Source organism: Ensifer sp. SSB1 (genome assembly GCF_016652895.1).
GTDB lineage: Bacteria > Pseudomonadota > Alphaproteobacteria > Rhizobiales > Rhizobiaceae > Ensifer.
Map to the genome: position 1 here is coordinate 1 of NZ_JAEPRP010000101.1, position 26,190 is coordinate 26,190.

Here is a 26,190-nt window from a genome sequence, read left to right on the forward strand (position 1 = left end):
GGTCTCCGTTGGTCGGCGTGGTCCCAGCCAGGGGCCAGGCGAACATATTTGATGGCGCGCCGGTGGTAGGTGTAGGCGAGGTGCATGGTGCCGTCCGGCCCCTCGAGCAGCCACGGATAGGACATTTCCTTGTTGCGGCCGTCGGTCGAGTCATTGGAAAGGCAGGTGCCGGGGCCGTCTTCGATCAGCAGACGGACGGGAAAGGTCTTGCCGCCATCCTTGGAGAGGCAGAGGGCGACCGGCGCGCGCCGGACGCCCCAGATCGGCACGCAGCCTCCCGTAGGGTCGGCGTCGGGGCGGTTGTCGTCCTCGCCGAGTTCATCATAGAGCGAGGCGCGCCGCTCGGCGGTGTCGGCTGCGCTGACGGGATTGCAGATCATCGCGATCCGGCCGTCGTTGAGGCTATGGGCGGCGATCGAGGAGTTGTTGTTCGGGACGTCGCTAGCCTCGGGCACGGACCAGGATCTGCCCTCATCGAGGCTCTCGGTCCTGTAGACCCAGTCGGCCTGCCGCCGACGGAAGAGAGCGGCAAGGCGACCATCGCCGAGCGACACCGGGGACATGTGCACACAGCCAATGGACTGATCCAGTTCCTCCAGCTGCCACGTCGCTCCCTGATCAAGCGAAATGCCGACGGCTGCCGTGTCGTGGCTTCCGTTCCACTTCTGGCCAGGGCGCTGGACGCAGCGGAAGATCGGCAGCAACCACGCGCCGTCGCTGCGCACCACGAGGGGCGCGCGGATGAAACAGCCACGGGGAAGGTCCAGATAGCGGCCTTCGCTGGTCGTTAGTACCAGCGGGTCGGAAGCATCGCGGCGGACCTCCGCCATCCGGATCCGGCACTCATCCTGATTGCCTGAGGGTTGGGAGGTGTGGAAGAGCCAGAGCCTGCCGTCGGGCGCGTTGAAGAGCACCGGGTTTTGCTCCGAATGCGCGCTGTCGAAGCTCAGGTGCTGTGGCGGTCCCCATTGCGTCGCGTCCTTCGGCAGAACGGAAGCAAAGATGGAGATATCCGACTTGCCTTCGAGCGTGCCGCCGAACCAGGCGCAGACGAGCGCGCCGTCTGAAAGCAGATGCAGGAAGGCGGCATGGTTTTGGATCATCGGCGAAGGCAACAGCGCTTCCGTGCGCCCGGGCGACGCGGTTTGAAGCTGGCCATTCATGTTGCTGGCGATTTCTTCAGGGTCCATGGGCTCCTCCTCTGTGCTTTGAAAATCGCCAAATTCTCAAAGTTGTCAAGTTTGATAAAGTTACAAATGTGAGATTTCATCCTCTTCGGATTAATTAACATATTGATATATATTGTATTTTTCGAATAAAAATCATGGAACGAATTTTACATCACGAATTAATTTGACAAACTTAGGTGAAAAGTGGATGGTCTGGACAAGCCGGCGAGAGGATGCCGGGGAGGAGGATCTCATGCCGGAAGCCAGCCCTCGGGGGGCTAAGATGGCAGTCATGTTCGCGGTTGGTGCCGCGATCCTGGCAGCACTCGACGCGGTGATCGTGCGAGCGCTGAATGGTGCCGTGCATCCCTTCGTCATCGGCTTCTTCCGCGCTTTCTTCGGCGCGGTCATCCTTTTGCCTTGGGTCGCCCTGCGCCCGTCCGTGCTCAGGTCGAGCCACCCCTTGCGTCAGCATGCAGTCCGTGCCGGCTTCAAGCTGCTCGCCATGGTCGCCTTTTTCGCCGCATTCAGCTGGGGCCCGCTTGCCGACGTGACGGCCATCGCCTTTACCTCGCCGATCTTCCTGTTGCTCGGCGCCGCGCTGGCGCTGGGTGAAAAGCCCGGGCCGGCGATGATCGGCGCGGTGGCGCTTGGTTTCGGCGGCGCGATGCTGATCATTGGTCCCTCCGGAACCGGTTTCAGTCTTGCGATCCTTCTCGCGCTGACGGGCGCTGTGCTGCAGTCGACCATTCAGTTGATCCTGAAGTCCATGTCGAAGGGCGATAAGACTTCGACGCTTGTCGTCTGGAACCTTCTTTTGACCGTCCCGATCGCGCTTCTCTTCGCTCTGCCTTTCTGGTCCATGCCGGGGTCGAGAGAGATGACGCTTCTGGCGCTGCAGGGCGTCGTCGGAACCGCCTGCATGGGCATGATGACCCATGCCTTTTCGCTCGCACCGGCCACGATCGTCGCGCCGGTCGATTTTCTGCGCCTGCCGCTCGTGGCGCTCGGCGGCTTCGCGCTGTTTGGTGAAGACATCGCCCTCACCACCCTTTGCGGCGGCGGGCTCATCGGTTGTGCGGCGCTGATCGCCGCGCGATCCGGAAAAGCAACATCCGGCTGAACGAATTTCACTAGGGAGGAAATGCCGTGAAGAAACTATTGGTCTTGAGTGCACTCATGCTGGGATCGGCCCTGTCGCCCGCTTTTGCGGGATCCGGGCCGATCAAGATCGTGCTGGCCGAGGAAGCGGACCTGCTCGAGCCCTGCATGGCGACGCGCTCGAACATCGGTCGCGTCATCATGCAGAACGTCAGCGAAACGCTGACCGAACTCGACGTCCGCGGCGACAAGGGCGTCATGCCGCGCCTGGCGGAAAAGTGGGAGCAGAATGCCGACGGCAGCTGGCGCTTCCATCTGCGCCAGGGCGTCAAGTTCTCCGACGGCACGACCTTCGATGCGAAGGACGTCAAGCACAGCTTCGACCGCATTATGAGCGACAAGAACGCTTGTGAATCGCGCCGTTACTTCGGCGGCATCACGGTAACGCCGACCGTCGTCGACGATTACACGATCGATTTCAAGGCCGATCCGGTTCAGCCGATTCTGCCGCTGCTGATGTCTCTCGTCACCATCGTGCCGGAGGAAACGCCGCTCGAATTCGTACGCGAACCGGTCGGTACCGGTCCGTACAAGCTGACCAACTGGACCCCGGGCCAGCAGATCGTGCTGACCAGCCGTGACGACTATTGGGGCGCAAAGCCGGAAGTGACGGAAGCCACCTATCTTTTCCGCGCCGACCCGTCGGTGCGCGCAGCCATGGTGCAGACCGGCGAAGCCGACCTTTCGCCGTCGATCTCGCAGCTCGACGCCACGAACCCGGCAACGGACTTTTCCTACCTCGACAGCGAAACCGTCTACCTGCGCATCGATCACAACATCGAGCCGCTGAACGACGTTCGTGTCCGCCGCGCGCTCAACATCGCCATCGACCGCCAGGCCTTCCTCGGTACCCTGGTTCCCGAAAGCGCGCTGCTTGCCACCGCGATCGTACCGCCGCCGACGCTCGGCTGGAACCCCGACGTCAAGGTCTTCCCCTACGATCCGGAAGGCGCAAAGAAGCTGCTTGAGGAAGCCAAGGCTGATGGCGTGAAGGTTGATACGCCGATCACCATCATCGCCCGTTCGGCAAACTTCCCCAACGTGACCGAGATCATGGAGGCCATTCAGGCGCAGCTTCAGGAAGTTGGCCTCAAGGTCGACCTGAAGTTCGTCGAGGTTGCCGAGCACGAGCAGTACTATTCGAAGCCCTTCAAGGAAGGCCGCGGCCCGCAGATTGTCGCTGCCATGCACGACAATTCCAAGGGCGATCCGTCGTTCTCGATGTTCTTCAAATACGCGACAGACGGCACCCAGTCCGGCTTCTCCGATCCGAAGGTCGATGACCTGATCAAGCGTGCATCGGCTGCCGTCGGCGAAGAGCGGGCCAAGCTCTGGTCGGAGCTGATCGCCTATCTGCACGACGACGTCGTTGCCGACGTCCTGCTCTTCCACATGGTAGGCTTCTCCCGCGTTTCCGAGCGGCTCGATTTCAAGCCGACGATGGCGACAAACGGGACGCTGCAGCTCTCGGAGATCAAGATCAAGTAATCTGCCCTGGCGAACGATCGGTTCGCCAGTCACAACAGCAATCAAGGCGGTGGGATGATCCCGCCGCCGGATTTCTTCGAGGGCGCCATGCTGAAATTCGTTCGAAAACGCGCCGTGGCCAGTCTGATCTCGCTCGTCGGGCTGCTCGTCATGGTCTTCTTCCTGTCGCGGTTGACGGGTGATCCGGCCGCCTTGTTCCTGCCGGTCGAAGCCTCCGCAGAGATGAAGGCGCAGTTTCGCGAACTGCATGGCTTGAACGATCCCATGCTGGTTCAGTTCGCTCGCTATGTCGGCGACGTCGTCACCGGCGATTTCGGCGAGTCCCTGCGCAAGGCCCGCCCTGCCTTGGATGTCGTGCTCGAGGCCTTCACCTGGACGCTCTGGCTCGCCGTCATCACCATGACGCTGGTGGCCGGTGCCGCAATTATCGTCGGCTCGCTCGCCGCTTTCCGCGCCGGCGGTTTCTTCGACCGGCTCTCCTCGCTGATCTCGCTGGTGGGCGCCTCCGTTCCCGATTTCTGGATCGCCATCGTCGCGATCGTCGTCTTTTCGGTAAACCTCGCCTGGCTGCCGACTTCGGGCACGGGGTCGTTGCTACATTGGATCCTGCCGATCTCGGTCCTGTTCATCCGGCCTTTCGGCATCATCGTACAGGTGGTGCGCGGCTCGATGATCGGGGCGCTTTCTTCGGCCTATGTGAAGACAGCGCGCGCCAAGGGCGTCAAATCCGGGCCGATCATCTTCGTGCATGCGTTGCGTAACGCCATGCTGCCGGTCATCACCGTCATCGGCGACCAGGCCGCGAGCCTTCTGAACGGCGCGGTGATCGTCGAAACCATCTTCGGGTTTCCGGGCGTCGGCAAGCTGATGATCGATTCCATTCTGCAGCGCGATTTCAACGTCGTGCTCGCCGCCATCCTCGTCACGGCGCTGGCGATCTTCCTCATGAACCTGCTGATCGATTTGGCCTACGCGCTGCTCGATCCGCGCATCCGGCACTGAGGAGGCGACCATGACCCTTCAGACCGCCGATACCGTCATCGCCGAAGAACCGGGCTTTGCGACCCGCATGTTCCGCATGCTGCTTGCCGACAAGTTCGCGCTTTGCGCTGCGATCTTCCTGCTTTTCGTTCTCATCCTCGCAATCATCGGGCCGACCTGGCTCGGCGATCTCGCGACCAAGCAGAACCTCAGAGGCCGCAATGCCGTACCCTTCGACTGGGAGCGGGGCTGGGTCTGGTGGATGGGTGCCGATGCCCTCGGGCGGCCGTTGCTTGCCCGCATCATCGTCGCCACCCAGAACACGCTGATGGTGGCCGCCGGTGCCGTCGCGCTTTCGGCAACCGTTGGCACCTTCCTCGGTCTTGTCGCCGGCTTCTCCTCGCCGCGCGTCAATCAGATCATCATGCGGCTCGCGGACGTCATCATGTCCTTCCCGTCGCTGCTGATTGCCGTCATCGTACTTTATATTCTGGGCTCGTCGGTCCTGAACCTCATGCTGGTGCTGGCGATCACCCGCATCCCGGTCTACCTGCGAACCACACGCGCCGAAGTGCTGGAGATTCGCGAGCGCATGTTCGTGCAGGCGGCCCGCGTGATGGGCGCATCGAACAAGCGCATCCTTTTCCGCCACATCCTGCCGGTGGTGCTGCCGACGCTGACGACGCTTGCGACGCTCGACTTCGCCTATGTGATGCTGGCCGAAAGCGCGCTCTCGTTCCTCGGTATCGGCATCCAGCCTCCGGAAATCACCTGGGGCCTGATGATCTCGCAGGGACGCCAGTACCTCACCAACGCATGGTGGCTTTCGTTCTGGCCCGGCCTTGCGATCATCCTTACCACCATGTCGTTGAACCTCTTGTCGAACTGGCTGCGCATCGCGCTCGATCCGGTGCAGCGCTGGCGTCTCGAAATGAAAGGTCGCAAGAATGGCTGACCATCTCCTCGAAGTCCGCGACCTGTCGGTCGAGTTCCACACGGCAGTCGGCGTTGTGAAAGCGGTTCGCAACATCTCCTACCATCTCGACCGTGGCGAGACGCTCGCAATCCTTGGCGAGAGCGGCTCCGGCAAGTCGGTTTCCTCCTCGGCGATCATGAACCTGATCGACATGCCGCCGGGGCGTATCAGTTCGGGCGAGATATTGCTGGACGGTGTCGACCTGTTGACGATGCCGTCGCAGGAAAGGCGCAAGGTCAACGGACGCCGTATCGCGATGATCTTCCAGGACCCGCTGAGCCATCTCAACCCGGTCTATACCGTGGGCTGGCAGATCCGCGAGGCGCTGACCACCCACGGAACGGATGCGACGAAAGCCGCGTCCGAGGCGTTGCGGCTGTTGACCCGGGTTGGTATCCCCGACCCCGAGCGCTCGCTGGACAAGTACCCGCACGAATTCTCCGGCGGCCAGCGCCAACGCGTCATGATCGCCATGGCGCTGGCGCTCCGACCGGACCTCCTGATCGCCGATGAGCCGACGACTGCGCTCGACGTCACCGTGCAGGCCGAGGTGCTCGCCCTGCTCGAGGAGTTGCAGCGGGAGACCGGGATGGCGGTCCTCATCATCACCCACGACCTCGGTGTGGTCGCCGAGATCGCCGATCGCGTGGTGGTGATGGAAAAAGGCGTTCTGGTCGAGGCCGGCACCGTGCGCGAGGTCTACAAGAACCCGCAGCATCCCTATACGAAGAAGCTGATTGCCGCCGCCCCCGGCAAGGGCGAGATGCATGCGCCGGCCGCCCGCGCCGAGCCCGTCCTTTCCGTTCGCGACGTGCGCAAGCGTTATGGCTCCTTCGAGGCGCTGAAGGGTCTATCCTTCGATCTCATGCCCGGCGAGACCATGGCCGTCGTCGGTGAAAGCGGCTCGGGCAAGTCGACGCTGGCGCGTATCCTGCTGCGTCTCGACGAGCCGGATAGCGGCAGTGCATTGTGGAAGGGCCGCGATCTTTTCACCATGTCGCCTGCCGAACTCTACAAGCTGCGCCGCGACCTGCAGATGGTGTTCCAGGACCCGACGCAGTCGCTCAATCCGCGCATGACCGTCTACCAGCTCATTTCCGAGGCCTGGGTCATCCATCCGGATATCCTGCCCAAGGCGAAGTGGCGCGAGCGCGTCGCCGAACTTCTGGTGCAGGTCGGTCTCGGCCCGGAGCACATGGGCCGCTACCCGCATCAGTTCTCCGGCGGCCAGCGCCAACGTATCGCCATCGCCCGCGCGCTTGCGCTCGAGCCGCAGCTCATCATCTGCGACGAGGCGGTCTCGGCGCTTGACGTTTCGGTGCAGGCGCAGGTGATCGCGCTGCTCGACCGGCTGCGCAAGGAAATGGGCATCGCCTTCATCTTCATCGCCCATGACCTGCCGGTCGTCCGCGACTTCGCCGACCACGTCATGGTCATGCAGAAGGGCAACATCGTCGAGCTCGGCACGGTGCGCGAGGTGTTCGACGCGCCGCAGCAAGACTATACGCGTGCGCTGCTCGCCGCCGGCCTCGACCCAGATCCCGACGTCCAGGCCGCTCATCGCGCCGCCCGTCTTCAGCGCGCGTCCTGAGGCGCGCCCATTCAAAGGAATACCCGCATGACCAAGCAAGCCTTCGTTGCCCTCGTGACCTGTTTCAACGAGGACGAGACCATCAACTACCAGGCGACACGCGCCCAGGTTCGCCGCCAGGTCGCAGCCGGTAACAACATCATGTGTGCCGGAACCAACGGTGACTTCACCGCCCTGACCTTCGAGGAAAAGGTGCGCCTGACGGAGGAGGTGGTCGACGAGGTCGGCGGTCGCGTCAAGGTGATCGTCAATGCGGGCATGCCGGCCACCTTCGAGACGGTGAAGCTCGCGCGCGAATTCGACAGGATCGGCGTCGACGGGATTGCGGTGATCACGCCGTTCTTCATCGCCTGCACTCAGGATGGCCTTGTCCGCCATTTCTCGACCGTGGCCGATGCCGTGAAGACACCCGTCTACCTCTACGACATTCCGGCCCGCACGCAGAACCACATCGAGCCCGACACGGCGCGCACACTCGCCGGCCACGGCAACATTGCCGGCATCAAGGATTCCGGCGGCGCAAAGGAGACGCTGGAGGCTTATCTGCAGGTTGCCAAGGAAGTCGACGGTTTCGAGGTTTATTCCGGCCCTGACCACCTCGTGCTCTGGGCGCTGCAAAACGGTGCGGCCGGCTGCATTTCGGGCCTCGGCAACGCCATGCCGCACGTGCTTGCGGACATCCTGAACGCCTTCAATGCAGGCGAGATCGGTGAATCCGAAAAGCAGCAGGCGATATTCGCCGCCTTCCGCACGGACCTCTACGCCCTGGGCTTCGCTCCGGCCATGGTCAAGCGCGCACTGTTTCTGCAGGACGCCTCTGTCGGCGCCAGCCGCCAGCCGGCGCTGCTTCCGAACGCAGAGCAGGACGCGCAGATCGCAGCGATCCTTCGCAAATACGAGCTCCTGGGGTGACGCCTTTCGGCGGCCACATGGGCCGCCGGATCGGCGATCGCAGACACTTTATATAACGGCTACTGCAGAAGCTGGTTGAACAGCTTTCCCAGGGTGCCGCCTTCCTCCTGCGGCTGCTCCGTTTCAGCGGCCGGTTGCTGGTCGAGCTGCTGGGCCTCCGGTGCCGGCTGTTCGGCGGGCACCTCGGGTGTCACGGCTTGCTCTTCAGCCGGCGGAGCGGGCGGCGTTTCGCTGCCCTCTGCCGCCTTGCCACCGATGATCTCTTCGATGGAGAGTTGGTCCCCGCCCTCTTTCTGCGGCTTGCCGATCGCGCCACCAATGATGTCGCGGATCGTTCCGGCCTTCCCGCCGCCGGAGAGAAGCTCGTCGAGCTTCAGCTTGCCCGTGGGCAGACCGAGCTTCTTCAGCGCCGAAAGTGCAGCGTCCGGGTTCTTCAGCAGGCCTGACAGATCGGGATAGATGCGGGGGGCGGCGAAGGAGCCCTCGATCATCACGGGCACGCCGATGCCTTCGGTTGCGATGTCGGCGCCCTGGCCTTCGAGCGATGCGACGACGCGCGGATCCAGGCGGAAGTTCAGCTGGTCGTCCGGAAGGTTTGCCTCACCGCTGCCGCTCATGCGCACCAGCGGACCGATGAGCTTGATATCTTCGGTTCGCGCGACGCCGTTCTCGATGGCAAAGGATGCGCCGAGTTCGGTAAAGCCCGTCGCCTTGTTCTCGTTCTGCTTGAAGCCGGACGACATGAGGCCGACGAGGTTGTTGTAGACGTCGGCGACGTCGATGCCGCGGATCGCCCCGTCGGAGAAGCGGACGTTTGCCGAGCCCTGAAGCGCGCGCTTGAGCGCGCCGGTCGTTGCGCCAGCCCCCGCGATGTCGAATTGGGCCTGGAGTGCGCCCTCGAGATGCTTGAAGTTCGCGAGGTCGATCAACAGCGGGGCGGCCGAGGCGCCGGCGATCGAGGCCTTGAGAGCGATCGAAGCTTGCTCTCCGGTGCCGTCCGCCTTCAGACTTGCGGCCATCCGGCCGCCATAGAACGGGCTTTCGGGAAGGTCGAGGCTCGCCACACCCTCGGAGATCACCAGGGTCGTAGCCACCGGTCCCGCAAAAACGCGTCCATAGCCGAGCCTTTCCGCATCGACCTTGATGGAGGCATCGATCGTGCGAAGTGACGACAGGTCCAGCGGCGCGTCTTTGGGTTCGGGGCTGCTTGCCTTGCCCTTTGCTTGCGGCGCGGCGGGGCGGGCGCCGGCAAGCCGCGCCAGGTCCAGTTCGGCGAAATGAAGCGCGCCGGAAATCTTGAGCGGAGTGCCGAGTGCTACGGAACCGTTGCCGCTCCCTTCGACCCCATTGACGGAAAGGCTGGCTTTTTGAAACGAAACGCCGGTGGGGGCCGCATTGACCTCGCCCTTGAAGGCGAATTGCTCGATGCTGTCGCCGCCGCCCTGGCCCACCCAGGCAAGAAGGGCGCGCAGATCCGCCACCGCCAGGTTCGCCTTTCCGGCATAGCTGCCGCCGAGTGCCGCCTTGCCGTCGAGCGAGAGTGTCGCTTCCGGCGTGCGCAGATCGAGCTTCAAGGGCAGTTCATCCGGAACCGAGCCCGAGAGCAGGTCGCGCACCGGCAGCCGCAAGTCGGCATCGACCGCCTTCCCACGCCAGACCAGGTTACCGGAAAAGAGCACGGGCTTGGTAAGATCGTCGATCTTGACCGCCAGCTTCTTGATCTTCACCTGGTTCATCGACGGATCGTTGACGCCGGGTACCATGAAGATCGCATCGCGCAAGCTTGCGGTGCCGCTCAGGTTGGCGGACTTTCTAAACGCATCTCCGCCAAGGCCGCGGAACGCAAAACCGCTATCCACCGCAAGCGCGCCGGACAGTGGAACCGACAGGCCGGCAAGGCCCGCGAGCTTGGAGATGTCGAGCCCTTTGCTCGTCACGCGGCCCTTGAACGTCGGCTCGTTCTTGCGGACGTCGGCGGAGATCTCGGCCGAAATGCCGCCGGCGTCGATGCCGAGATGTTCAAGCCGTGTCGTCAGCAGCCCATCCTTAAGGGCCGCCGTCAGCGCCACATGGGAGGCGGAAATATCGTTGATGGTAAGAGCACCCACGGTGACGCTGACATCGGCATCGAATCCGGTAAGTGCCTGCAAGCCAGCCGAGGTAGGCTGCTTTTGAGGCGTCCCTGCGGTGGATTGCGACGATCCCAAGCCGCTGGTTCCGGCAAAGGCACTGAAATTCAGTCGATCGGCGTTGAGGTCGGCCATGAACCGCGGGCGGTCGCCGGGAATGAACAGCGCATCGAGATTGAGCTCCTCGTCCCCGACATGCAGTTTGCCACCACGGATCTGGTAGCTGCCGTTGCTGTTGAGCGCCACTTGTCCGCTTGCCTTGAGCTGGGTCAGGCCGGGTGCAAGCGCCGGGTCGGTCTCCACCGAGAGGCTGAGGTCGGCCGGCTTACGCTCGAGGAGTGGGCGGAGCGGAGTGACGGAAAGTGCGATTTTATAGTGCCGGTCGTCGAGCCGGGCGCCGGCCGACAGCGATAGTTCTCTGTCGATGTCTGGGGCCTGTAGCGTAAGGTCGAGATCGCTGACGACCTCGGTCGCCCCGGCTGCATTCCCTTGTCTCAGCGTGCCCTCGCTGATCGAAATCGTATCGATGGCGCTTCGTTCGAGGAAGGCGACAAGGGCTGCGAGCGGATCGTTCGGCTTGGCCTCGCCATTGTCACCGGCGCTGCCGCCGGCTTCTGCCGTCGATGCGGTTTCCGACTTCGGCCGTATCACCACGAGCGGCCGGATGAGCCGGACTTCCCTGATGTGCAAACGGTCGGCCCAGAGCGAGGACAGCGTCACCGAACCTGCGACTTCGCCGATCTCGGCGGTCACGCCATCGCTTTCGGCGTCGAGCGAAACGTCCTCGGCCACAACAGCCAGATGCGGGATGACGGAGAGCCGGACGGGGCCTTTCAGCGCGATCGAACTGCCCGTTGCACTCGAGAGCTGACGGCTGAGTTCGGCACGCATCCAGTCGCTGGAAACGAAGCTCGGCAGGACAATAAGAGAGACGACCGCGAGAACCCCGAGCGCCAGCAGGCCGAGAAAGAAACGCTGCATGTGCCTCTCCGTTGCGAAAGCGATTGATTCGGTATCGTTTTCCACGCAGACGTGTTTTGCAACTCTTGCGCTGCAATCAACCGGAAGCCGCGGCACTCCTCGCATCCGCCGTGAGGTCCGGCGTCGCCGCGCTTGCCATCGTCGCCACCTGTGTTTTTGGGCGATGGACGAGCGTGACCAGCACGAAGGACAGGATCATCAGCAGGTACCAGGCGCCGAGCTTCTGGAGAGAAACCAGGGTCCAGCCATTGTGCTGGGAGGGGTAGATCCAGGCGCGCGACCAAGTGCCGATGTTTTCGGCAAACCAGATGAACAGGGCGACCAGCAGGAACCCGAGAAGCAGCGGCATGCGATGGCGAAACCGGAAGACGCGGTAGTGCACCGTCGTGCGCAGAAAAAGGGCCGCCGTGATCGCGAACAGACCATAGCGCAGGTCGATGATGAAATGGTGCGTAAAGAAATTGGCATAGATCGCCAAGGCGAGCAGCACTGTCGCCCAGAGCGGCGGATAGCCGGTATAGCGCATGTCGAGGATGCGGGTCACGCGCGCCAGATAGGAGCCGACGGCGGCATACATGAAACCCGAGAACAGGGGAACGCCGCCGATGCGCAAGATGCTTGGCTCCGGGTAGATCCATGACCCGACCGACGTCTTGAAGATCTCCATCACCGTGCCGACGATGTGGAAGATCAGGATGACCTTGGCTTCCGCAAGGGTCTCTAGCTTGAAAACGATCAGGGAAATCTGGATGGCCAACGCCGCGAGGAAAAGGAAATCATAGCGGGCGAAGCCGATCTCCTGCGGCCAGAACAATTTCGTGGCAAGAATGAGGGCAAGCATGGCGCCGCCGAAAAGGCACGCGAAGGCCTGCTTGATGCCGAACACCAGGAATTCCGTCAGGCCGCCGAGGAGGCCGCTCGCCGGAAGGCGGTCGAGCAGGCGATGTGCAGCAGCATCGATACGGGCTTCCCGGCTCGTGAAACGCCTATCGTCCGACATTAGAGCCACGCGTATAGCCTCCGCTTCACCACTGGCGACGCGAATGCCGGGACAATGCGGTTGAAATAAGGATGGACGACAACTGCCGGCTAGGCGAAATCTGAGGCCATGCCGTTTCGTGACGTGGTCCACCCCATGGTTTTCAGTAGCCCTCGCGGGTTAGGCGCGCATCAGCGTGGGAAGGAGTAACGCTCGACGATCGACCAGATTTCCCGGTTGACCTCCTGCAGCTGCTCGATGACTTCGTTGATCCGAGTGATTTCCGCTTCGTTAATCTGTTCGATCTTGCCGTACTTGATCGTGTCCTTGCTGTCGAAGATCGCCATCAGCTGCGTGCTTGCCTGGTCGCCGTTCTCGTCGAAGGAATAGATGCAGTGGCTGTACTTGTTGCGGAGCTTCGCCTGCCGACCGAGCTGTTGGGTCAGCGCGAGGATTTCCTGCCGCTGGTTCGGCGGCGTCTTGTTTGTCTTGGCCAATCGCTCGACGAGCTCGATCCGCGCCCGTGTGGTGTTCAGCGTCAGGAAGATGATGATCGCGGTTTCCTTGTCCACACGCGCAAGACCGGCGATCAGATAGATGAGCAGGCTTTCCGTGTTGGTCCAGGTGTAGTTGAGCTGTCCGATCAGAAGAAGGATGTCATGAAATCTTGCCATGGGCCCCTGCCAAAACTTGCTGTCCAAGAACCATTCCGTTCCAGAATAGCGCATTCCCGTTGTCAGTAAATTGTTCCAATAAGACTATCCGGCGCACGCATTCAGTGCCGGAAATTATGCATGCAATGATGCCGTTTAAAAGAAAATTCTAATAGATAATACCTTGGGCGGACCGCATTTCGAGCCCGGGCTACCCCGCCAAGGTTAACCCGAACTGACAACTTACAATGCGGGTCGGTTTTCGACAGACTTCTTTCCGCAACCGGCGAGCAGGACGTGTTCAGGCCTATTGAGGGCTAGTACTGCAGCGAATGGGACAATGCCCTTTTTCAGCACCTGACCAGCTCCTCTCGACCAAGTGGGAGGGAGAGCAGCTCAAATTTTGTTGATTGCACATTATGGCATACAGGCGCTTGAGCGCCTCGGAGGATCCAAAACTTCATCAAATCCAACCGTAGCCCGCGATGGCCCAAATCCGCGTAAGAGAAGAATGCGGTTCGGCTATGGCGGCCTCAACTTGAGGTCATCGTTATGAGTAAGGACAAGAACATTCTGTTCCCATGGGACCCGAGCCAGGATCAGAGCCAGGACCAGGACCAGGGACAAGGGCAGGGACAAGGCCAGCTCCAGGCTGAACTCCAGGGTCAGCTCCAGGGGCAGGGACAAGGCCAGGACCAGGGACAAGGTCAGGATCAGGGCCAGGATCAGGGCCAGGGGCAAGGACAGGATCAGTCGCAGCACAGCGAATCCTACAATGGCAACCTGAACGGCAACGGCAACGGCAACCTGAACGGCAACGGTAATGGCAATGCCAACGGTAACGCCAATGGCAACGGCAATGCCAACCTGAACGGTAACGGCAACTTCAATGCCAACGGCAACCTGAACGCCAACCACAACGAAAACACGTCGAACACCCATGTCGACGTCGACAGCAAGACCAACGTCGACGTGAAGGTCAATCTCGACCTCGATGGCTACAAGCCGTCCGACGACGACTTCAACGACATCGACCATTCCAAGATCGACGGCATGGCGAGCACGAGCTTCAAGGACATCTTGAACGACTCGCTCAACGGCAACAACAACGTTGCCAACGTCTTCAGCCAGAACGCCATCATGTCGGACGACGACAAGGCTGAAAACATCCACAACAGCGGTACGCTGAACCAGAACGGCAGCGCCTGGGGTGGCACGGCCAAGTCCGGCGACGGCATCCAGTCCGGCGCAGACGGTGGCGCAGGCGGAAGCAAGGCCTATGCCGATGGTGGCGACGGCGGCGATGGCGGTCACACGATCGGTGGCTTCGCTGCAGGCGGCGAAGGTGACGGCGGCCATTCCGAAAACGACGGCAACGCAACCGGCGGGCATGGCCTTGGTGGTATTGCAGCCAGCGTTGGCGTCGGCGCCGATGGCTCCAGCGGTGACGCAAATGGCGGTGCCGCCGCTGGTGGTGCCGGTGGTGCCGGTGCTGCTGGTCTCGGTGTTGGCCTCGGCCTCGGTGTTGGCCTCGGTGTCGGCGCAGCAGGCGGCGGCGACGGTGGCGACAGCTCAGGCGGCGCGGGCGGTCAGTCCGGTAACGTCCAGAGCGGAAATGGTGACGGTGGTGACGGCGGTGCAGCTGGTAACGGCGGCGATGCTGGTGGGTTCATCCTGCCGATCCTGAACTTCGCTGGCGACGGCGGCGACGGCGGTGCCGGCGGCGATGGCAACAGTGTTGCGCTCGGCCGGACCGGCAGCGCGGAAGGCGGCGATTCAGGCGATGCCGGTGCCGGCGGCAATGCGCTCGGCGCGGGCTTCGGGGCTGGCGGCGGCTACGGCGCAGGCGTCGGCTACGGTGGTGACGGCGGTTACGGCGGCGCTGCCGACGCAAGCGGTGGAACGACCGGCGACGGCTATGGCGGCGACGGAACCGGTGGCGCAGCGACCGGTGGTCATGGCCTTGGCGGCCTCGCTCTCACGGGTTCGTGGGCCGGCGGCGGCGACGGTGGTGCTGCCTATGGTGGCGACGCCTGGGGCGGTGACGGTGGTGCTGGCGGCAACGGCGGCTTCGCGACCAACGGCGATGGTGGCACGGGCGGCAATGCCGGCATGTGGGGCTCGTACAACGGCGGCGACTCTGTGGTCGAGGGCCTCTCCCAGGCGACGGCAGATGCGACGATCGACACCAATGCCTTCAACCAGCAGATCGTGCTTGGCGCGAACCTGCAAGGCAACACGATCGACATGACAGTCGTCGGTGGCGACTACCATGCTGACGTAATTGGTCACGACGACAACTCCTGATCGTCAGGTGCCGCGGCCGGTTCTACGGTTCGCAATCGGCTTCGAACAGGGCTGCGCGGGTACCCGCGCAGCTCGTCATGACCCGATACGCTAAGGGGCACTACCGGCTACAAAAAGGAGGCCCTGACCATGTACTCCGCGAAAATCTCCGAAACCATCGCCCATTTCATCGGTCTTTTCCAACTCTCGACCGAAGATGCTCGCGTACGCGAAGCACACGAGAAATTCGACCCGGCGCGCGAAGTTCACAAGGATCCAAAGGACATCGAGGCCGCGCCGGTCAAGGCGCAGGCTCCCTACGATCTCGACGACTTCAATCCTGACGTTCCCTACCGTCCGCTCGACACGGACATCTATGGGCCCGTTCCGAGTGGATATGCCGGTTTGCCTTTTCCGGAGTACCCGCTCACGGAAGGCGTGATTGGTAGCAGCAACCCTGAAGGTGTCCTGCAGACGTGGTCCTTCAAGGCGTCCTATGCCGCCACCCCGCACATCATCAATCCTCCGGGCTCGGTCGTGGTCTACAGCCAGCAGACTGTCGAGCTCTCCGACAACGATTTCGTCGACATGGGCGGGCACGGATTGAAATCCGGCCTGCATATCGACGACAGCGCGACGATGGCCCAACTCATCGATGCCGCGCAGCAGGTTTCGCCGCTCGGCCCCGTGGACGTTGCCGGTTCCGGCGCAACGATCGCCAGCCTGGTTACGACGACCGCCGCGACGCTTGACGCCTATTCTCCTGAGGATACGGGACAGGTGGACGGACTGTCCGCCAGCCAATTCGTCGCCAAGGGCGATACGCTGGAAGGCATCTATGTTAACGGTGAGTTGGTTGAGACGGCGCCGGTCCTCAAGGATCATCTGCCGAACCCCGACGAGCCGTCGAGCACGCCCGACCAGCCTGAACTGACCAACGGCCCGAAGGAAGCCAGCGGTGCCGTCGCGCACGGCGGAGGTACCGTTCCGATCGCGGCCTCGGTCGAACTGGATGCCGGCAGCAACACGCTGGTCAACGAGGTCGTCATCACAGGCAACTGGCTGCAATCGAATGTGCTTGCGGTCGCGGGCGATCACGTCCAGCTCAACGCCATCATCCAGACCAACGTCTATTCCGACAATGACGCTGTGGGTGCTACGCTCACCGGTGGGAGCCTGGGCGCAGAGAAGGCGACAGAGGCGTTCAATACCGCGTCGTTCAAGCACGTCGAACCGACGCAGACCGCGCAGAACGAGACGAATGTCTTTCCCAAGGCCTGGGCCATCACCGAGATCAAGGGCGACCTGATGATGGTGAATTGGCATCAGCAATTCACCTTCATGTCCGACAACGACACGGCCATCCTTGCGGCTTCCGGGTCCAAGCTCTCGGTCATCGCCGGCGACAACACCGCTGCCAACCAACTCTCGCTGTTGGAATTGGGATACCGCTACGATCTGGTCTTCGTCGGTGGAAACGTCTTTGACGCCAACATCATCCAGCAGACCAACATCCTGCTCGACAACGATTTCATCGGGGCCGTCGGTGGCTTCCATATGAGCGGTCACGGATCCGTCTCGACGGGCGGCAACCTCCTTTGGAACTATGCCAGCATCGTTGAGGCCGGGGGCGCGGGTCCGGTAAACCCGATGCCGGAAAGTTATCTTTCGGCCCTGCAGGACCTTTCCGAGGGCAAGAATCCGTCGTCGAAGGATTTCATGCACGATGCCGCCTTCGCCGGAATGATGGGCCTGAGAATACTCTATATTTCCGGAGACCTGCTCAGCCTCAACTACATCCAGCAGACCAATATTCTGGGCGACAGCGACCAGGTGACGCTGGCGATGAACGCGCTGGCGGCACGTCCGGATGCAGACTGGACCATCTCGACCGGCAAGAACGCCCTGATGAACTATGCCGGCATCGTCGATGTGGATACCGGCAAGTCCATTTATGCCGGGGGCGGCATCTATTCTGACGAGGTGCTGGTCCAGGCCGAACTGATCAAGAACGAGCCATTCCTGGGAGGGCAGGATCCGAATGCGCTGGCGAGCGAGGCGGTCGTCTTCCTTGGCGATGGCATGCTGAGCCCGGATACCGGCCATCAGACACAGGACCACGCATCGCCGAACCCGGCTATGCACACGATAGACACGGCCAGCGTCGATCCCATGCACAGCATGGTCGCGTGAACGGGCGCGGGAGGATTCCATGACCGACCGCACCGACCCGTCGCGGCAAGACGTTACCGAAGTCGGAAATTCACCTTCTGCGGACGCCGATGGGAAGCCGCGGCAGGCCGGATGGTCGGATGCGCAAACCGTTCAGCAGCGGTTCCTTCGCAGACTTGACCATCAGGAGAACATTCTGGACCGAGCTGTCAAGGAGATCGACGGGGTGGCAGATCAACTACGCAGAGCAGCGACCGACGGCGCCAGCGAAAATCAGAGGTCGGCAAACCCCGGCGCGGCACCCGTTCCGGGCCCGGGGGCAAAGGTTGCGGGCCCTACACCTCCTGCCGCCAGCACAACCCCGCCGCCGACGAACATAGCGTCCCGGCCAATCAACCCGATGCCGACGACGAATGCTGCGCCTCCAGCAGCCAATGCCGCGCAGGCTGGCAACCCCACACAGCGCGCGTGGCCCCCGAGGGTCGAAACCCCGGCAAAGGTAGAAACGCTCTCGGCGCTGCGCGATCGCATGTCGGCGGAACAGCGGCCGCCGCAGGAGCAGCGCAAGCCCGAACCCCGCGTCGAGAAGCCGGTAATCTGGCCGACCGCCGAAATGAAGGACAGGAACACACCGTCCGGCATGGTCGTGATCGATGGTGACCGCGGGCCGATCAAGGCGGAGCCGCGTCCAGCCGCCAAGGACGGCGGGACTTCGAACGGCAGCGGGGGCAATGGTAGTGGCGGTGGCGGTGCTGGTGGCGCGGGCGTCTTTCACAAGCGTCTTGGAGCTGTAGATTTCACCGCGAGCCTGAAGGCGGGCCTCAAGGCGATCAGACAAAACCTGATGATCGTGATGGTATTCACGATCGCCACCAACGTGCTCGTCCTTGCGATACCGGTCTATCTGTTCCAGATCTCGGACCGGGTGCTGACCAGCCGTTCGATCGACACGCTAGTGATGCTGACGGCCCTGATCGTCGGCGCGGTGGTGCTGCAGACGATCTTCGATGGCATCCGTCGCATGATCCTGATGCGCACGGCGGTGGAGGTCGCAGCCCAGCTCGGCGCGCCGATCCTGAGCGCTGCCGCAAGAGCGGCCCTGCACAGCAACGGGCGTGAGTATCAAACGCTTGGCGACCTGCAGCAACTTCGCGCCTTCCTGGTATCGGGCACGCTGCTTTCCTTTCTCGATGCGCCGATCGCGCCGTTCTTCGTGCTGGCGGTGTTCCTTATCCATCCGCATCTCGGCGCGATCGTCATTACGTCCGCCTTTCTTCTGCTGATCGTGACCCTCCTGAACCAACGGGCGACCGCCGCGGGCTTCGGGGAGGCGACCAACTACCAGACCAAGGCGAACCTTCACCTCGATTCGATGTCGCGCAACTCGCAGATCATCAACGCGCTGGCGATGATCCCCGAAGCCGTACACATCTGGGGCAAGGACATGGCCGGCTCGCTGAAGGCACAGGTTCTGGCGCAGGACCGCAACATCGCCTTCGCATCTCTCTCCAAGGCAGTGCGGCTGCTGACCCAGGTGACGATGCTCGGCTGGGGCGCGAACCTGGCGCTGCACGGTCACCTGACCGGGGGCATGGTGATCTCGGCTTCGATCATCGCCGGCCGCGCGCTCGGCCCGATCGAGGCGGCAATCGAAGGCTGGCACCAGGTGATCCAGGCACGCGCCGCCTACGGCCGCATCTCCGCGCTGCTGCATACGTCGCCGCTCAATTTCGAACGGTTGAAGCTGCCGCGCCCTGAAGGACGCCTCGACGTCGAGCGGCTGCTTTTCGTTCCGCAGGGCACCAAGCGCGTCGTGCTGAACGGGATCACTTTCGCACTGGAACCGGGCGACTCGCTGGCGGTCATCGGCAGTTCGGGCGCGGGCAAGACGACGCTTGGCAAGATGCTCGTCGGCTCCATCCTGCCAACGTCGGGCGCCGTGCGTCTCGACCTCATGGACTTGAGGAACTGGGATCAGCGCCAGTTCGGCGAGAGCATTGGTTATCTGCCGCAGGACGTCCAACTCTTCCCGGGAACGATCAAGGCGAACATCGCTCGCATGCGCGAGGATGCCACCGACGCGGAGATCTATGCCGCTGCCAAGCTCGCCGACGTGCACGACATGATCGCCATGCTGCCGCATGGATACGAAACCGTCGTCGCAGCCGACGGCTCGCCTCTGTCGGGCGGCCAGAAGCAGCGCGTCGCGCTTGCTCGTGCCTTCTTCGGCAACCCGCGTATGGTCGTGCTCGACGAGCCGAATTCCAATCTGGACACATCCGGTGAAACGGCACTCACCCGTGCGCTGACACATGCAAAGCGTGAGAAGATCACGGTCATCACCATCACGCAGCGCCCAGCGCTTCTCAACAGCGTCGACAAGGTGCTGCTCCTGGTCAACGGCACGGTGGCCCTCTTCGGCCATCGGCAGGATGTTCTCAAGGCGCTGGCTTCCCGCGGGGTGAACACCGAAGGAAACCCACTCGACCAGCCACAACTTCCGTAGGCAAACATGACGGACGCAGCCAAAGTACAAGACCTGACATGGTACGCGGAGGTTCCGCGCTCCATCTGGCAACACACGTTGATCGGCTTTGTGCTGATCGGGGTCACATTCGGCGGCTTTGGTGCCTGGGCCGTTACGGCACCGTTGGCGGCAGCCATCATCGCCCAGGGAAGTTTCGTCGCGACGGGCCAGAACAAGGTGATCCAGCATTTCGAAGGCGGGATCATCAAGGAAATCCTGGTCAGCGAGGGCGACCACGTCACGGCAGACCAGCCGTTGATCCGCCTGGACGAGACAGCCGCGCTCGCCAACGAACGCCAGTTCTTCCTGCGGCGGGCCCGGTTGGAGGCAATTGTCGCCCGGCTCAACGCCCAGGCGCACGGTCTCAAGGAGATCGCATTGCCCGACGTTCTGACGTCGCATCTGAAGGATGACGCGGAAATTGCGCCGATCGTGCAAAGCCAGCAGCTCAATTTCCAGACCTGGAGAAGCAAGCTCGACAGCGATATCGGCCTGTTGAAGCGCAACATCGAGAGCCTGGAGTTTCGCTCCGAAGGCTTTCAGGAGCAGCTGAAGGCGGTTCGCGAGCAGCGCTCCCTTCTCGACGAGGAATATGCCGGCAAGAAAATCCTGCTGGCAAAAGATCTGATCCGCAAGACGGAGATCAAGACCATCCAGCGGGCGATCGCCGATGCCGAAGGTCAGATCGGCAGGCTGATGTCCGAGGTCTCTGAAACGGGTGCGCAGATCCTGAAGCAGCAGCAGGTGAACCAGACGGAAGAGAGCTACAAAGAGGCCGCGCTCGACGAGTTGCAGAAAGCCGAAGCCGAACTGGACACCGTGCGCGAGCAGCTGCGCGGGGCCACCAACGTGCTGCGCCGCGCCACGATCAATGCGCCCGTGACCGGCACGGTTATCCGGATGCACTACCACACGTCAGGCGGCGTCATCGAAAGCGGCAAGCCGATCATGGAAATCCTGCCGGCCGATGTGCCCCTCATCATCGAGGCGCAGGTGCTGCGCACCGAGATCGACAACATCAAGGTCGGCGAGAAGGCAACCGTGCGCCTGACGGCGCTTAACCAGCGCACGACGCCGGTGCTGAACGGTCAGGTTTTCTACCTGTCTGCCGATGCTTTGCCCGTGCAGACGCAGGATGGTACGCGCGAGGTATACCTCGCCCGCGTCAGCCTGCCGGCAAGTGAGCTCGCAAGGGTCCATAACTTCGCCGTGACGCCGGGCATGCCGGCTGAAATCCTCATCCAGACGGCGGAGCGGACCTTCTTCGATTATCTCACGAAGCCGATCCGCGACAGCATGGCTCGCGCTTTCATGGAGAACTAAGCAAGGCCCCTCGAACGCCGTTTCGGGGAGCCGTGCCTTTGCCCGGCATCGCCCAGATGACGGGCGTGGCAGAGGGAGAAGGCTGCATGCTTCTCCCCAGCCCTCAGTTCGCGGCGAAGCAATAGAACAGGCCTTCGCCGCCCGTACCCTTGAAGGCTTCCACGGTGCAGCCACCTCGCGTCGCGTGCGACGAGTTCCAGGATTTCGCTTCGACGGAATCGTTCAGGCCCGTGCGGTCGCTGTGGCCGACGATCGCCGCGCCATCGGCGCCGCCCATCGTCCAGTTGCCGCAGGTATCCGGTGCTGCGGTGCCATCAGCCTTGGAGCCCGTCAGGATGTCATGGCGGTTGGGCGTGTCGCCGCGACCGTTGATGATCTCGCCCTTCTCGTTGAGCGCGGTCTGTTTGGTGAGGTTGTTCTTGTCGCTGTGCAGGGAGGCGACGTCGTCGGCGACCTTCTCGCCCTTGGCGTTGTACCATGGCCCCTTGCCGATCCGGTCCTTGGCATTTTCGCTGTCGGTGGACAAGTAGGCCTTCCAGGTCTTGCCGGTCGATCCGGCCGTCTTTGCCAGGGCGTCGCAATAGGCGTCGGCGCCCGCGAGCCCGCCGAGATCGCCGCCCTTTCCCGGGTTCACGCTGGTGACGAAGAAACTCATGCTGGTGTCCTGAGCGTGGGCCGCTCCGGAGCAGGCCAGGACGAATGCGAGGGCTGCAAGTCCGTTTTTCATTGGTCTCTCTCCCGTCAGGTTTTCGGGCAAGAGCCTAATGGTCGCATTTGGTGGAGTAAAATCGAAATGGCGTGATGAACGAGGGGGATTGGCGCGGGGGCTGGCATCGTGTTGCGCGGGGCGCATGGCTGGCTTGCGAAATCCCGTCTACGATTTCGGTGCGATCCCTGTATATTCAAATCATCGAAGCGATGCACCTCCTCCCGCAGAGCTTCGACAGGCGAACGACCTTCTCCTCCTCCCAAAGGTCGTTTGCGAGATCAGCGCCACTCCTCCTCCTAAGGCTGCTGATCGGTTTTCTAAGAGCCTGCCGCTCCTCCCGCGGCGGGCTCTTTTGTTTTCTGCCTCCGCACATGCCCGAAATGAACTCGGTGCGTGGCGCGGTCCGGTTTCTGCGGAACAAAGTGCCTGCCGGATCGTTGAGCCGCCAGGAGGTTTCGATGTCTATCCGTCAGTTGAAATCCAATGTGGAACCGAAAACACCACGATGGGCGTTTCACCACGGCGCAGGACGTCTCCGCCGGGCAGAAGGCGACGAAGTGCGCGGCCGGCCGACCAATGAAGCAGAGCAGGCGCAGATCGTCGACGCGGGCGACGGTGGCCTGGTCGCGCCCAACCTTGCAGGCGATCTTGCACCCGATCGCAACCACCAATCGCCTCCGCACGACTATAGCCGTCCTTCGGCCAAGCGCGGCAAACTGCCTGCCGTCCAGAATATGCGCGACGAAGACGGTGCCGGCGGGCCGGTGTGGCTGGCCGTGCTCGGCGATAACACCAGTGAAGCCATGCGACAGTTCATGGGACTGGTGCTTGCATTCATCTTCCTGTCGGCGGTTTTCTTCTGGTTTCTCTCGTAGCGCGACGAGGACGCGCATAGCGTCCGTCGAAATCTCCCGACATCGACGATACAACTGCGGTTGACGAAGGGCGGCCATACCCTAGATATCCGGCGGCATCCCGCCTCCTTCCAATATCAGCGAGCTCATCATGCACTATAGAACCTTCGGCCGTAGCGGCCTTCGCGTTTCCGAAATCGGCTATGGTGCTTGGGGCATCGGCAAGAGCCATTGGCAGGGAGCGCGCGACGACGAATCCGCCCGCGCGCTCAACCGTGCCGTCGATCTCGGCCTCAACTTCATCGATACGGCGCTGGGTTACGGCCAGGGCCACAGCGAAAAGCTGATCGGGGCTTTGTTGCGCGAGCGCTCGGAGACGATCCATGTCGCGACCAAGATCCCGCCGAAGAACATGCAATGGCCCGCCCATGCCGCTACGCCGGCCGAGCAGACCTTTCCGGCCGACCACGTGATCGCCTGCACCGAGACGAGCCTGCGTAACCTCGGCGTCGAGACCATCGACGTGCAGCAGTTCCATGTCTGGTCGGACGAGTGGGTCGGCCGCGGCGACTGGCTGGAGGCGGTCGAACGGTTGAAGCGCGACGGCAAGATTCGCTTCTTCGGCGTTTCGATCAACGACTACGAGCCGGACAATGCCCTCAGACTGATCGAGACGGGCGTCGTCGACAGCGTCCAGGTGATCTACAACATCTTCGAACAGGCACCGGAAGAAAAGCTGCTGCCCGCGTGCCTCAAGCACAATGTCGGGGTCATCGTCCGTGTAGCGCTCGACGAAGGCGGCCTGACCGGGCAGATCCGTTCCGACACGGTCTTCCCCGAGGGTGATTTTCGCGAGACGTATTTCCGTGGCGAGCGCAAGCGCGAGGTAGAGGAACGCACGCAGAAGATCGTCGAGGACCTGCAAATCGCCCCGGATGCACTTGCCGAAACGGCTCTGCGCTTCGTGCTCAGCCACCCGGCTGTGTCGACCGTCATTCCCGGCATGCGCTCGGTTCGCAACGTCGAGCGCAATTGCGCCATCGGCGACGGTGCCGGCCTGCCGGATGCGCAGCGTGCAAAATTGAGCGCCCACCGCTGGCAGCGCAACTTCTATCGGGATTGAAGCCGCCGTTTCACCGCTTGTCATCGACGCCCACCCTAGGGATCTGTCGGCCGCGTAGCCGCGTCTCCAGTGCCTCGCGCGGCCGGATATGCTATCCATAGGGTTGCTGGAGCCTGGGGGCGCCGATGGAACAAAAGCTCTCCGTCATCATGGCCGCGGACGTGGTCGGCTATAGTCGGCTGATGGAACGCGACGAGAAGGGTACGCTTGCGACCCTCATGGCTCATCGGCAGGAGCTTTGGGACGTCGCGGTCGCCGCGCATCACGGGCGGATCGTCAAGCTCATCGGCGACGGCATGCTGATGGAGTTCCGTGCCGTGGAAGACGCAGTAATCTGCGCGGTCGAGATCCAGCGGGGAATGCTGACGAGAAACGCCGGTACGCGGCGGGATCGTCGGATCGAATTTCGCATCGGGATCAATATCGGCGACATCCTTTTTGAAGACGGCGACGTTTATGGCGACGGCGTCAATGTGGCAGCGCGCATCGAGAGCCTCGCCAAGCCGGGTGGCGTATCCGTTTCCGCCTCGGTTCACGACACCCTGGGCGGTCGTCTGGACATCCGCTTCGATGACATGGGCGCGCAGGCGTTGAAGAACATCGGTCGCCCCGTGCACGTCTACGATATCGTCATCAACGACGGTGGATCGGGGCGCGCGGCGCTGATGGAGCCACCGTCACAGGAGGTACGGGACAATCCTCCCGCCAAACCAAGCCGGACGGTTCTCTATGTGTCACGCTTCGCGAACTTAAGCGGCATTCCCGATGAAGATTATTTCGCGGCCGGCATCACGCAGGACGTCGTTGCGGCACTGTTGCGTTTCTCCGGTTTGAACGTGATCGTTCGGTTACCGCGTCCCGACCTGCAGCCCCAGACACCAGCTACCTACTACAAGCTCGAAGGCAGCGTCAGGCGCGTTGCCGACCGTGTCAGGGTCAATGCCAATCTGACGAATGCCACTGGTGAACACATTTGGGCGGAGAAATACGATTTCGACCTTGTCGACATGTTCGATGTCCAGGACGAGCTCTCCCGTTCCATTCCGGCTGCCTTGAATGTCAAGATCGAAGAGGCCGAACGATACAGGATTCTCGCCGAGCCGCTCAACGGCTCAAGTGCCTACGATCTCTATCTGCGCGGCCGGCACGTTGAAAAGAGCCTGAAACCGGATGAGGTCAGGCGGGCGAAGGAAATGTTCCTGGCGGCGATCGACGCTGATCCAGCCTACGCCCGCGGATACCTCGGGCTGGCCTGGCTGGATATACGCAAGTTGAAATGGAACGAGGGTGTCGACATGGAAGCGACGCTTGCCAGTGCCTTCGCATCGGCAAGCAAGGCTTTGGAGCTCAGTCCTTATGACGCCGACGTTCACTGGGCGCTCGGCGTCGTCCATTTGTGGAGGGGAGAGGCGGAACGCGCCATTGGTTGTTACGAGCGCGGGCGCGAACTGGCGCCGAACAACTGCGATCTTCTCGCGGAATATTGCGATGCCCTGGGGTATCTCGGTCTGCTGGAGGACGCGATCAGGATCGGGGAACTGGCCTTGCGGCTGAACCCCAGTCGCCCGGACTGGTATTTCTGGAATATCGCGGCCGCCAGGTATCTTTCCGGCCAGTACAATGAAGCGTTGGCTCCGCTGGAGAAAATGGCCGATCTTGGTTCGGCCTACCGTTTGCTCGCGGCGACCTACGCGCAACTCGGGCGCCTGGAGGATGCGCGTCGCGCAGCGGCGGAACTCCTGAAGCTCAATCCGGAGTTCTCGATCGAGCGATACGGCTCCCGTGCGCCCTATCGGGATAAGGTCTTGCTCGCACGTTACGTAGAGGGATTGCGGCTGGCCGGACTGCCGGAGTGAGTTCTGAACGGCATGGGGAGCCGCATCGACCGGGTTCATTCGGAGGAGAGGTAATGTCGGAAACAGTCAACGTCCGCTACATGGTCGACGACGTCGAGGCGGCAATCGCCTGGTACACGACCCATCTCGGCTTTTCGCTTCTGTCGAGCTACGCGCCGGCCTTCGCGGATGTGCAGCGCGGAGCGCTGCGGCTGCTGCTCAGTGGACCGACGAGTTCGGCGGGCAGGCCGATGCCGGACGGCGAAAAGCCAGCGCCGGGCGGCTGGAACCGCATCCATATCATCGTCGATGACCTCAACGCCGAAGTGGTTCGGCTGCGC

General features: G+C 62.5%; 19 protein-coding genes. 14 read left to right on the forward strand and 5 right to left on the reverse strand.

Annotation, left to right across the window (positions count from 1 at the left end):
• On the reverse strand, positions 1-1,190 hold a 1,190-nt coding region (locus I8N66_RS22925), incomplete at its 3' end, for an exo-alpha-sialidase (RefSeq protein ID WP_291158233.1).
• A 262-nt stretch (positions 1,191-1,452) separates the two neighbouring features.
• Between I8N66_RS22925 and I8N66_RS22930 the strand changes: the two genes are divergently transcribed.
• From I8N66_RS22930 to I8N66_RS22955, 6 genes are all read left to right on the forward strand, one after another.
• On the forward strand, positions 1,453-2,292 hold the full coding sequence (locus I8N66_RS22930) for a DMT family transporter (protein WP_291158235.1): 840 nt from the start codon (positions 1,453-1,455) through the stop codon (positions 2,290-2,292).
• Positions 2,293-2,318: 26 nt separating this feature from the next.
• Positions 2,319-3,818, forward strand: coding sequence for an ABC transporter substrate-binding protein (locus I8N66_RS22935; protein ID WP_113539845.1), 1,500 nt, complete (start codon positions 2,319-2,321; stop codon positions 3,816-3,818).
• An 87-nt stretch (positions 3,819-3,905) separates the two neighbouring features.
• Complete coding sequence (locus I8N66_RS22940; RefSeq protein WP_223730347.1) at positions 3,906-4,820, forward strand: ABC transporter permease; 915 nt, start codon at positions 3,906-3,908, stop codon at positions 4,818-4,820.
• A 10-nt stretch (positions 4,821-4,830) separates the two neighbouring features.
• Positions 4,831-5,754 (forward strand): ABC transporter permease, encoded by a 924-nt coding sequence (locus I8N66_RS22945; RefSeq protein ID WP_113539844.1) that lies wholly within the window; start codon positions 4,831-4,833, stop codon positions 5,752-5,754.
• Positions 5,747-7,366 carry an ABC transporter ATP-binding protein gene (locus tag I8N66_RS22950; RefSeq protein ID WP_291158240.1) on the forward strand — a complete coding sequence of 540 codons (1,620 nt, stop codon included), beginning with the start codon at positions 5,747-5,749 and terminating at the stop codon, positions 7,364-7,366. The genes I8N66_RS22945 and I8N66_RS22950 overlap by 8 nt, the downstream gene beginning before the upstream one ends.
• A gap of 27 nt (positions 7,367-7,393) precedes the next feature.
• Positions 7,394-8,278, forward strand: a complete 885-nt coding sequence (locus I8N66_RS22955) for a dihydrodipicolinate synthase family protein (RefSeq protein WP_291158243.1) — start codon at positions 7,394-7,396, stop codon at positions 8,276-8,278.
• A 59-nt stretch (positions 8,279-8,337) separates the two neighbouring features.
• On the opposite strand, the gene I8N66_RS22960 is transcribed toward I8N66_RS22955, so the two are convergent.
• The 3 genes from I8N66_RS22960 to I8N66_RS22970 form a co-directional block, all read right to left on the reverse strand.
• Positions 8,338-11,388 carry an AsmA family protein gene (locus I8N66_RS22960; RefSeq protein WP_291158246.1) on the reverse strand — a complete coding sequence of 1,017 codons (3,051 nt, stop codon included), beginning with the start codon at positions 11,386-11,388 and terminating at the stop codon, positions 8,338-8,340.
• Positions 11,389-11,464: 76 nt separating this feature from the next.
• On the reverse strand, positions 11,465-12,388 hold the full coding sequence (locus I8N66_RS22965; protein ID WP_291158276.1) for a DUF817 domain-containing protein: 924 nt from the start codon (positions 12,386-12,388) through the stop codon (positions 11,465-11,467).
• Positions 12,389-12,558: 170 nt separating this feature from the next.
• Positions 12,559-13,041 carry a hypothetical protein gene (locus I8N66_RS22970; protein ID WP_223728086.1) on the reverse strand — a complete coding sequence of 161 codons (483 nt, stop codon included), beginning with the start codon at positions 13,039-13,041 and terminating at the stop codon, positions 12,559-12,561.
• Positions 13,042-13,572: 531 nt separating this feature from the next.
• Between I8N66_RS22970 and I8N66_RS22975 the strand changes: the two genes are divergently transcribed.
• The 4 genes from I8N66_RS22975 to I8N66_RS22990 all read left to right on the forward strand — a co-directional run bounded on the left by I8N66_RS22975 (position 13,573) and on the right by I8N66_RS22990 (position 21,328).
• Entirely contained in the window at positions 13,573-15,327 is a 1,755-nt protein-coding gene (locus I8N66_RS22975) for a hypothetical protein (protein WP_162768883.1), read from the forward strand.
• Between the two features lie 129 nt (positions 15,328-15,456).
• Positions 15,457-17,499 (forward strand): type I secretion protein, encoded by a 2,043-nt coding sequence (locus I8N66_RS22980; protein ID WP_291158252.1) that lies wholly within the window; start codon positions 15,457-15,459, stop codon positions 17,497-17,499.
• Positions 17,500-17,671: 172 nt separating this feature from the next.
• On the forward strand, positions 17,672-19,984 hold the full coding sequence (locus I8N66_RS22985; protein ID WP_291158279.1) for a type I secretion system permease/ATPase: 2,313 nt from the start codon (positions 17,672-17,674) through the stop codon (positions 19,982-19,984).
• Positions 19,985-19,990: 6 nt separating this feature from the next.
• A complete protein-coding gene (locus I8N66_RS22990; protein ID WP_291158255.1) occupies positions 19,991-21,328 on the forward strand; it encodes an HlyD family type I secretion periplasmic adaptor subunit in 1,338 nt (445 codons plus the stop codon).
• A gap of 103 nt (positions 21,329-21,431) precedes the next feature.
• Here the strand turns inward: I8N66_RS22990 and I8N66_RS22995 are convergent, their stop codons facing one another.
• Positions 21,432-22,055, reverse strand: coding sequence for a hypothetical protein (locus tag I8N66_RS22995; RefSeq protein ID WP_291158258.1), 624 nt, complete (start codon positions 22,053-22,055; stop codon positions 21,432-21,434).
• A 440-nt stretch (positions 22,056-22,495) separates the two neighbouring features.
• On the opposite strand from I8N66_RS22995, the gene I8N66_RS23000 reads away from it, so the two are divergent.
• The 4 genes from I8N66_RS23000 to I8N66_RS23015 form a co-directional block, all read left to right on the forward strand.
• The gene (locus tag I8N66_RS23000) at positions 22,496-22,912 is read left to right on the forward strand and encodes a hypothetical protein (RefSeq protein ID WP_291158261.1); all 417 of its coding nucleotides are present in this window, start codon (positions 22,496-22,498) and stop codon (positions 22,910-22,912) included.
• Between the two features lie 130 nt (positions 22,913-23,042).
• Positions 23,043-24,014: an aldo/keto reductase gene (locus tag I8N66_RS23005; RefSeq protein WP_291158265.1), complete on the forward strand. Its 972-nt coding sequence runs from the start codon at positions 23,043-23,045 to the stop codon at positions 24,012-24,014.
• A gap of 125 nt (positions 24,015-24,139) precedes the next feature.
• Positions 24,140-25,870: an adenylate/guanylate cyclase domain-containing protein gene (locus I8N66_RS23010; protein WP_291158268.1), complete on the forward strand. Its 1,731-nt coding sequence runs from the start codon at positions 24,140-24,142 to the stop codon at positions 25,868-25,870.
• Between the two features lie 53 nt (positions 25,871-25,923).
• Positions 25,924-26,190, forward strand: a 267-nt coding sequence (locus tag I8N66_RS23015; protein WP_291158271.1) for a VOC family protein, incomplete at its 3' end; no start/stop codon positions are given.

Bases quoted from the DNA above. Each gene is read 5' to 3' on its own strand.
- I8N66_RS22930 (WP_291158235.1), top strand. From the start codon at position 1,453: ATGGCAGTCATGTTCGCGGTTGGTGCCGCGATCCTGGCAGCACTCGAC.
- I8N66_RS22940 (WP_223730347.1), top strand. From the start codon at position 3,906: ATGCTGAAATTCGTTCGAAAACGCGCCGTGGCCAGTCTGATCTCGCTC.
- I8N66_RS22945 (WP_113539844.1), top strand. From the start codon at position 4,831: ATGACCCTTCAGACCGCCGATACCGTCATCGCCGAAGAACCGGGCTTT.
- I8N66_RS22950 (WP_291158240.1), top strand. From the start codon at position 5,747: ATGGCTGACCATCTCCTCGAAGTCCGCGACCTGTCGGTCGAGTTCCAC.
- I8N66_RS22955 (WP_291158243.1), top strand. From the start codon at position 7,394: ATGACCAAGCAAGCCTTCGTTGCCCTCGTGACCTGTTTCAACGAGGAC.
- I8N66_RS22960 (WP_291158246.1), bottom strand. From the start codon at position 11,388: ATGCAGCGTTTCTTTCTCGGCCTGCTGGCGCTCGGGGTTCTCGCGGTC.
- I8N66_RS22965 (WP_291158276.1), bottom strand. From the start codon at position 12,388: ATGTCGGACGATAGGCGTTTCACGAGCCGGGAAGCCCGTATCGATGCT.
- I8N66_RS22970 (WP_223728086.1), bottom strand. From the start codon at position 13,041: ATGGCAAGATTTCATGACATCCTTCTTCTGATCGGACAGCTCAACTAC.
- I8N66_RS22975 (WP_162768883.1), top strand. From the start codon at position 13,573: ATGAGTAAGGACAAGAACATTCTGTTCCCATGGGACCCGAGCCAGGAT.
- I8N66_RS22980 (WP_291158252.1), top strand. From the start codon at position 15,457: ATGTACTCCGCGAAAATCTCCGAAACCATCGCCCATTTCATCGGTCTT.
- I8N66_RS22990 (WP_291158255.1), top strand. From the start codon at position 19,991: ATGACGGACGCAGCCAAAGTACAAGACCTGACATGGTACGCGGAGGTT.
- I8N66_RS22995 (WP_291158258.1), bottom strand. From the start codon at position 22,055: ATGAAAAACGGACTTGCAGCCCTCGCATTCGTCCTGGCCTGCTCCGGA.
- I8N66_RS23000 (WP_291158261.1), top strand. From the start codon at position 22,496: ATGTCTATCCGTCAGTTGAAATCCAATGTGGAACCGAAAACACCACGA.
- I8N66_RS23005 (WP_291158265.1), top strand. From the start codon at position 23,043: ATGCACTATAGAACCTTCGGCCGTAGCGGCCTTCGCGTTTCCGAAATC.
- I8N66_RS23010 (WP_291158268.1), top strand. From the start codon at position 24,140: ATGGAACAAAAGCTCTCCGTCATCATGGCCGCGGACGTGGTCGGCTAT.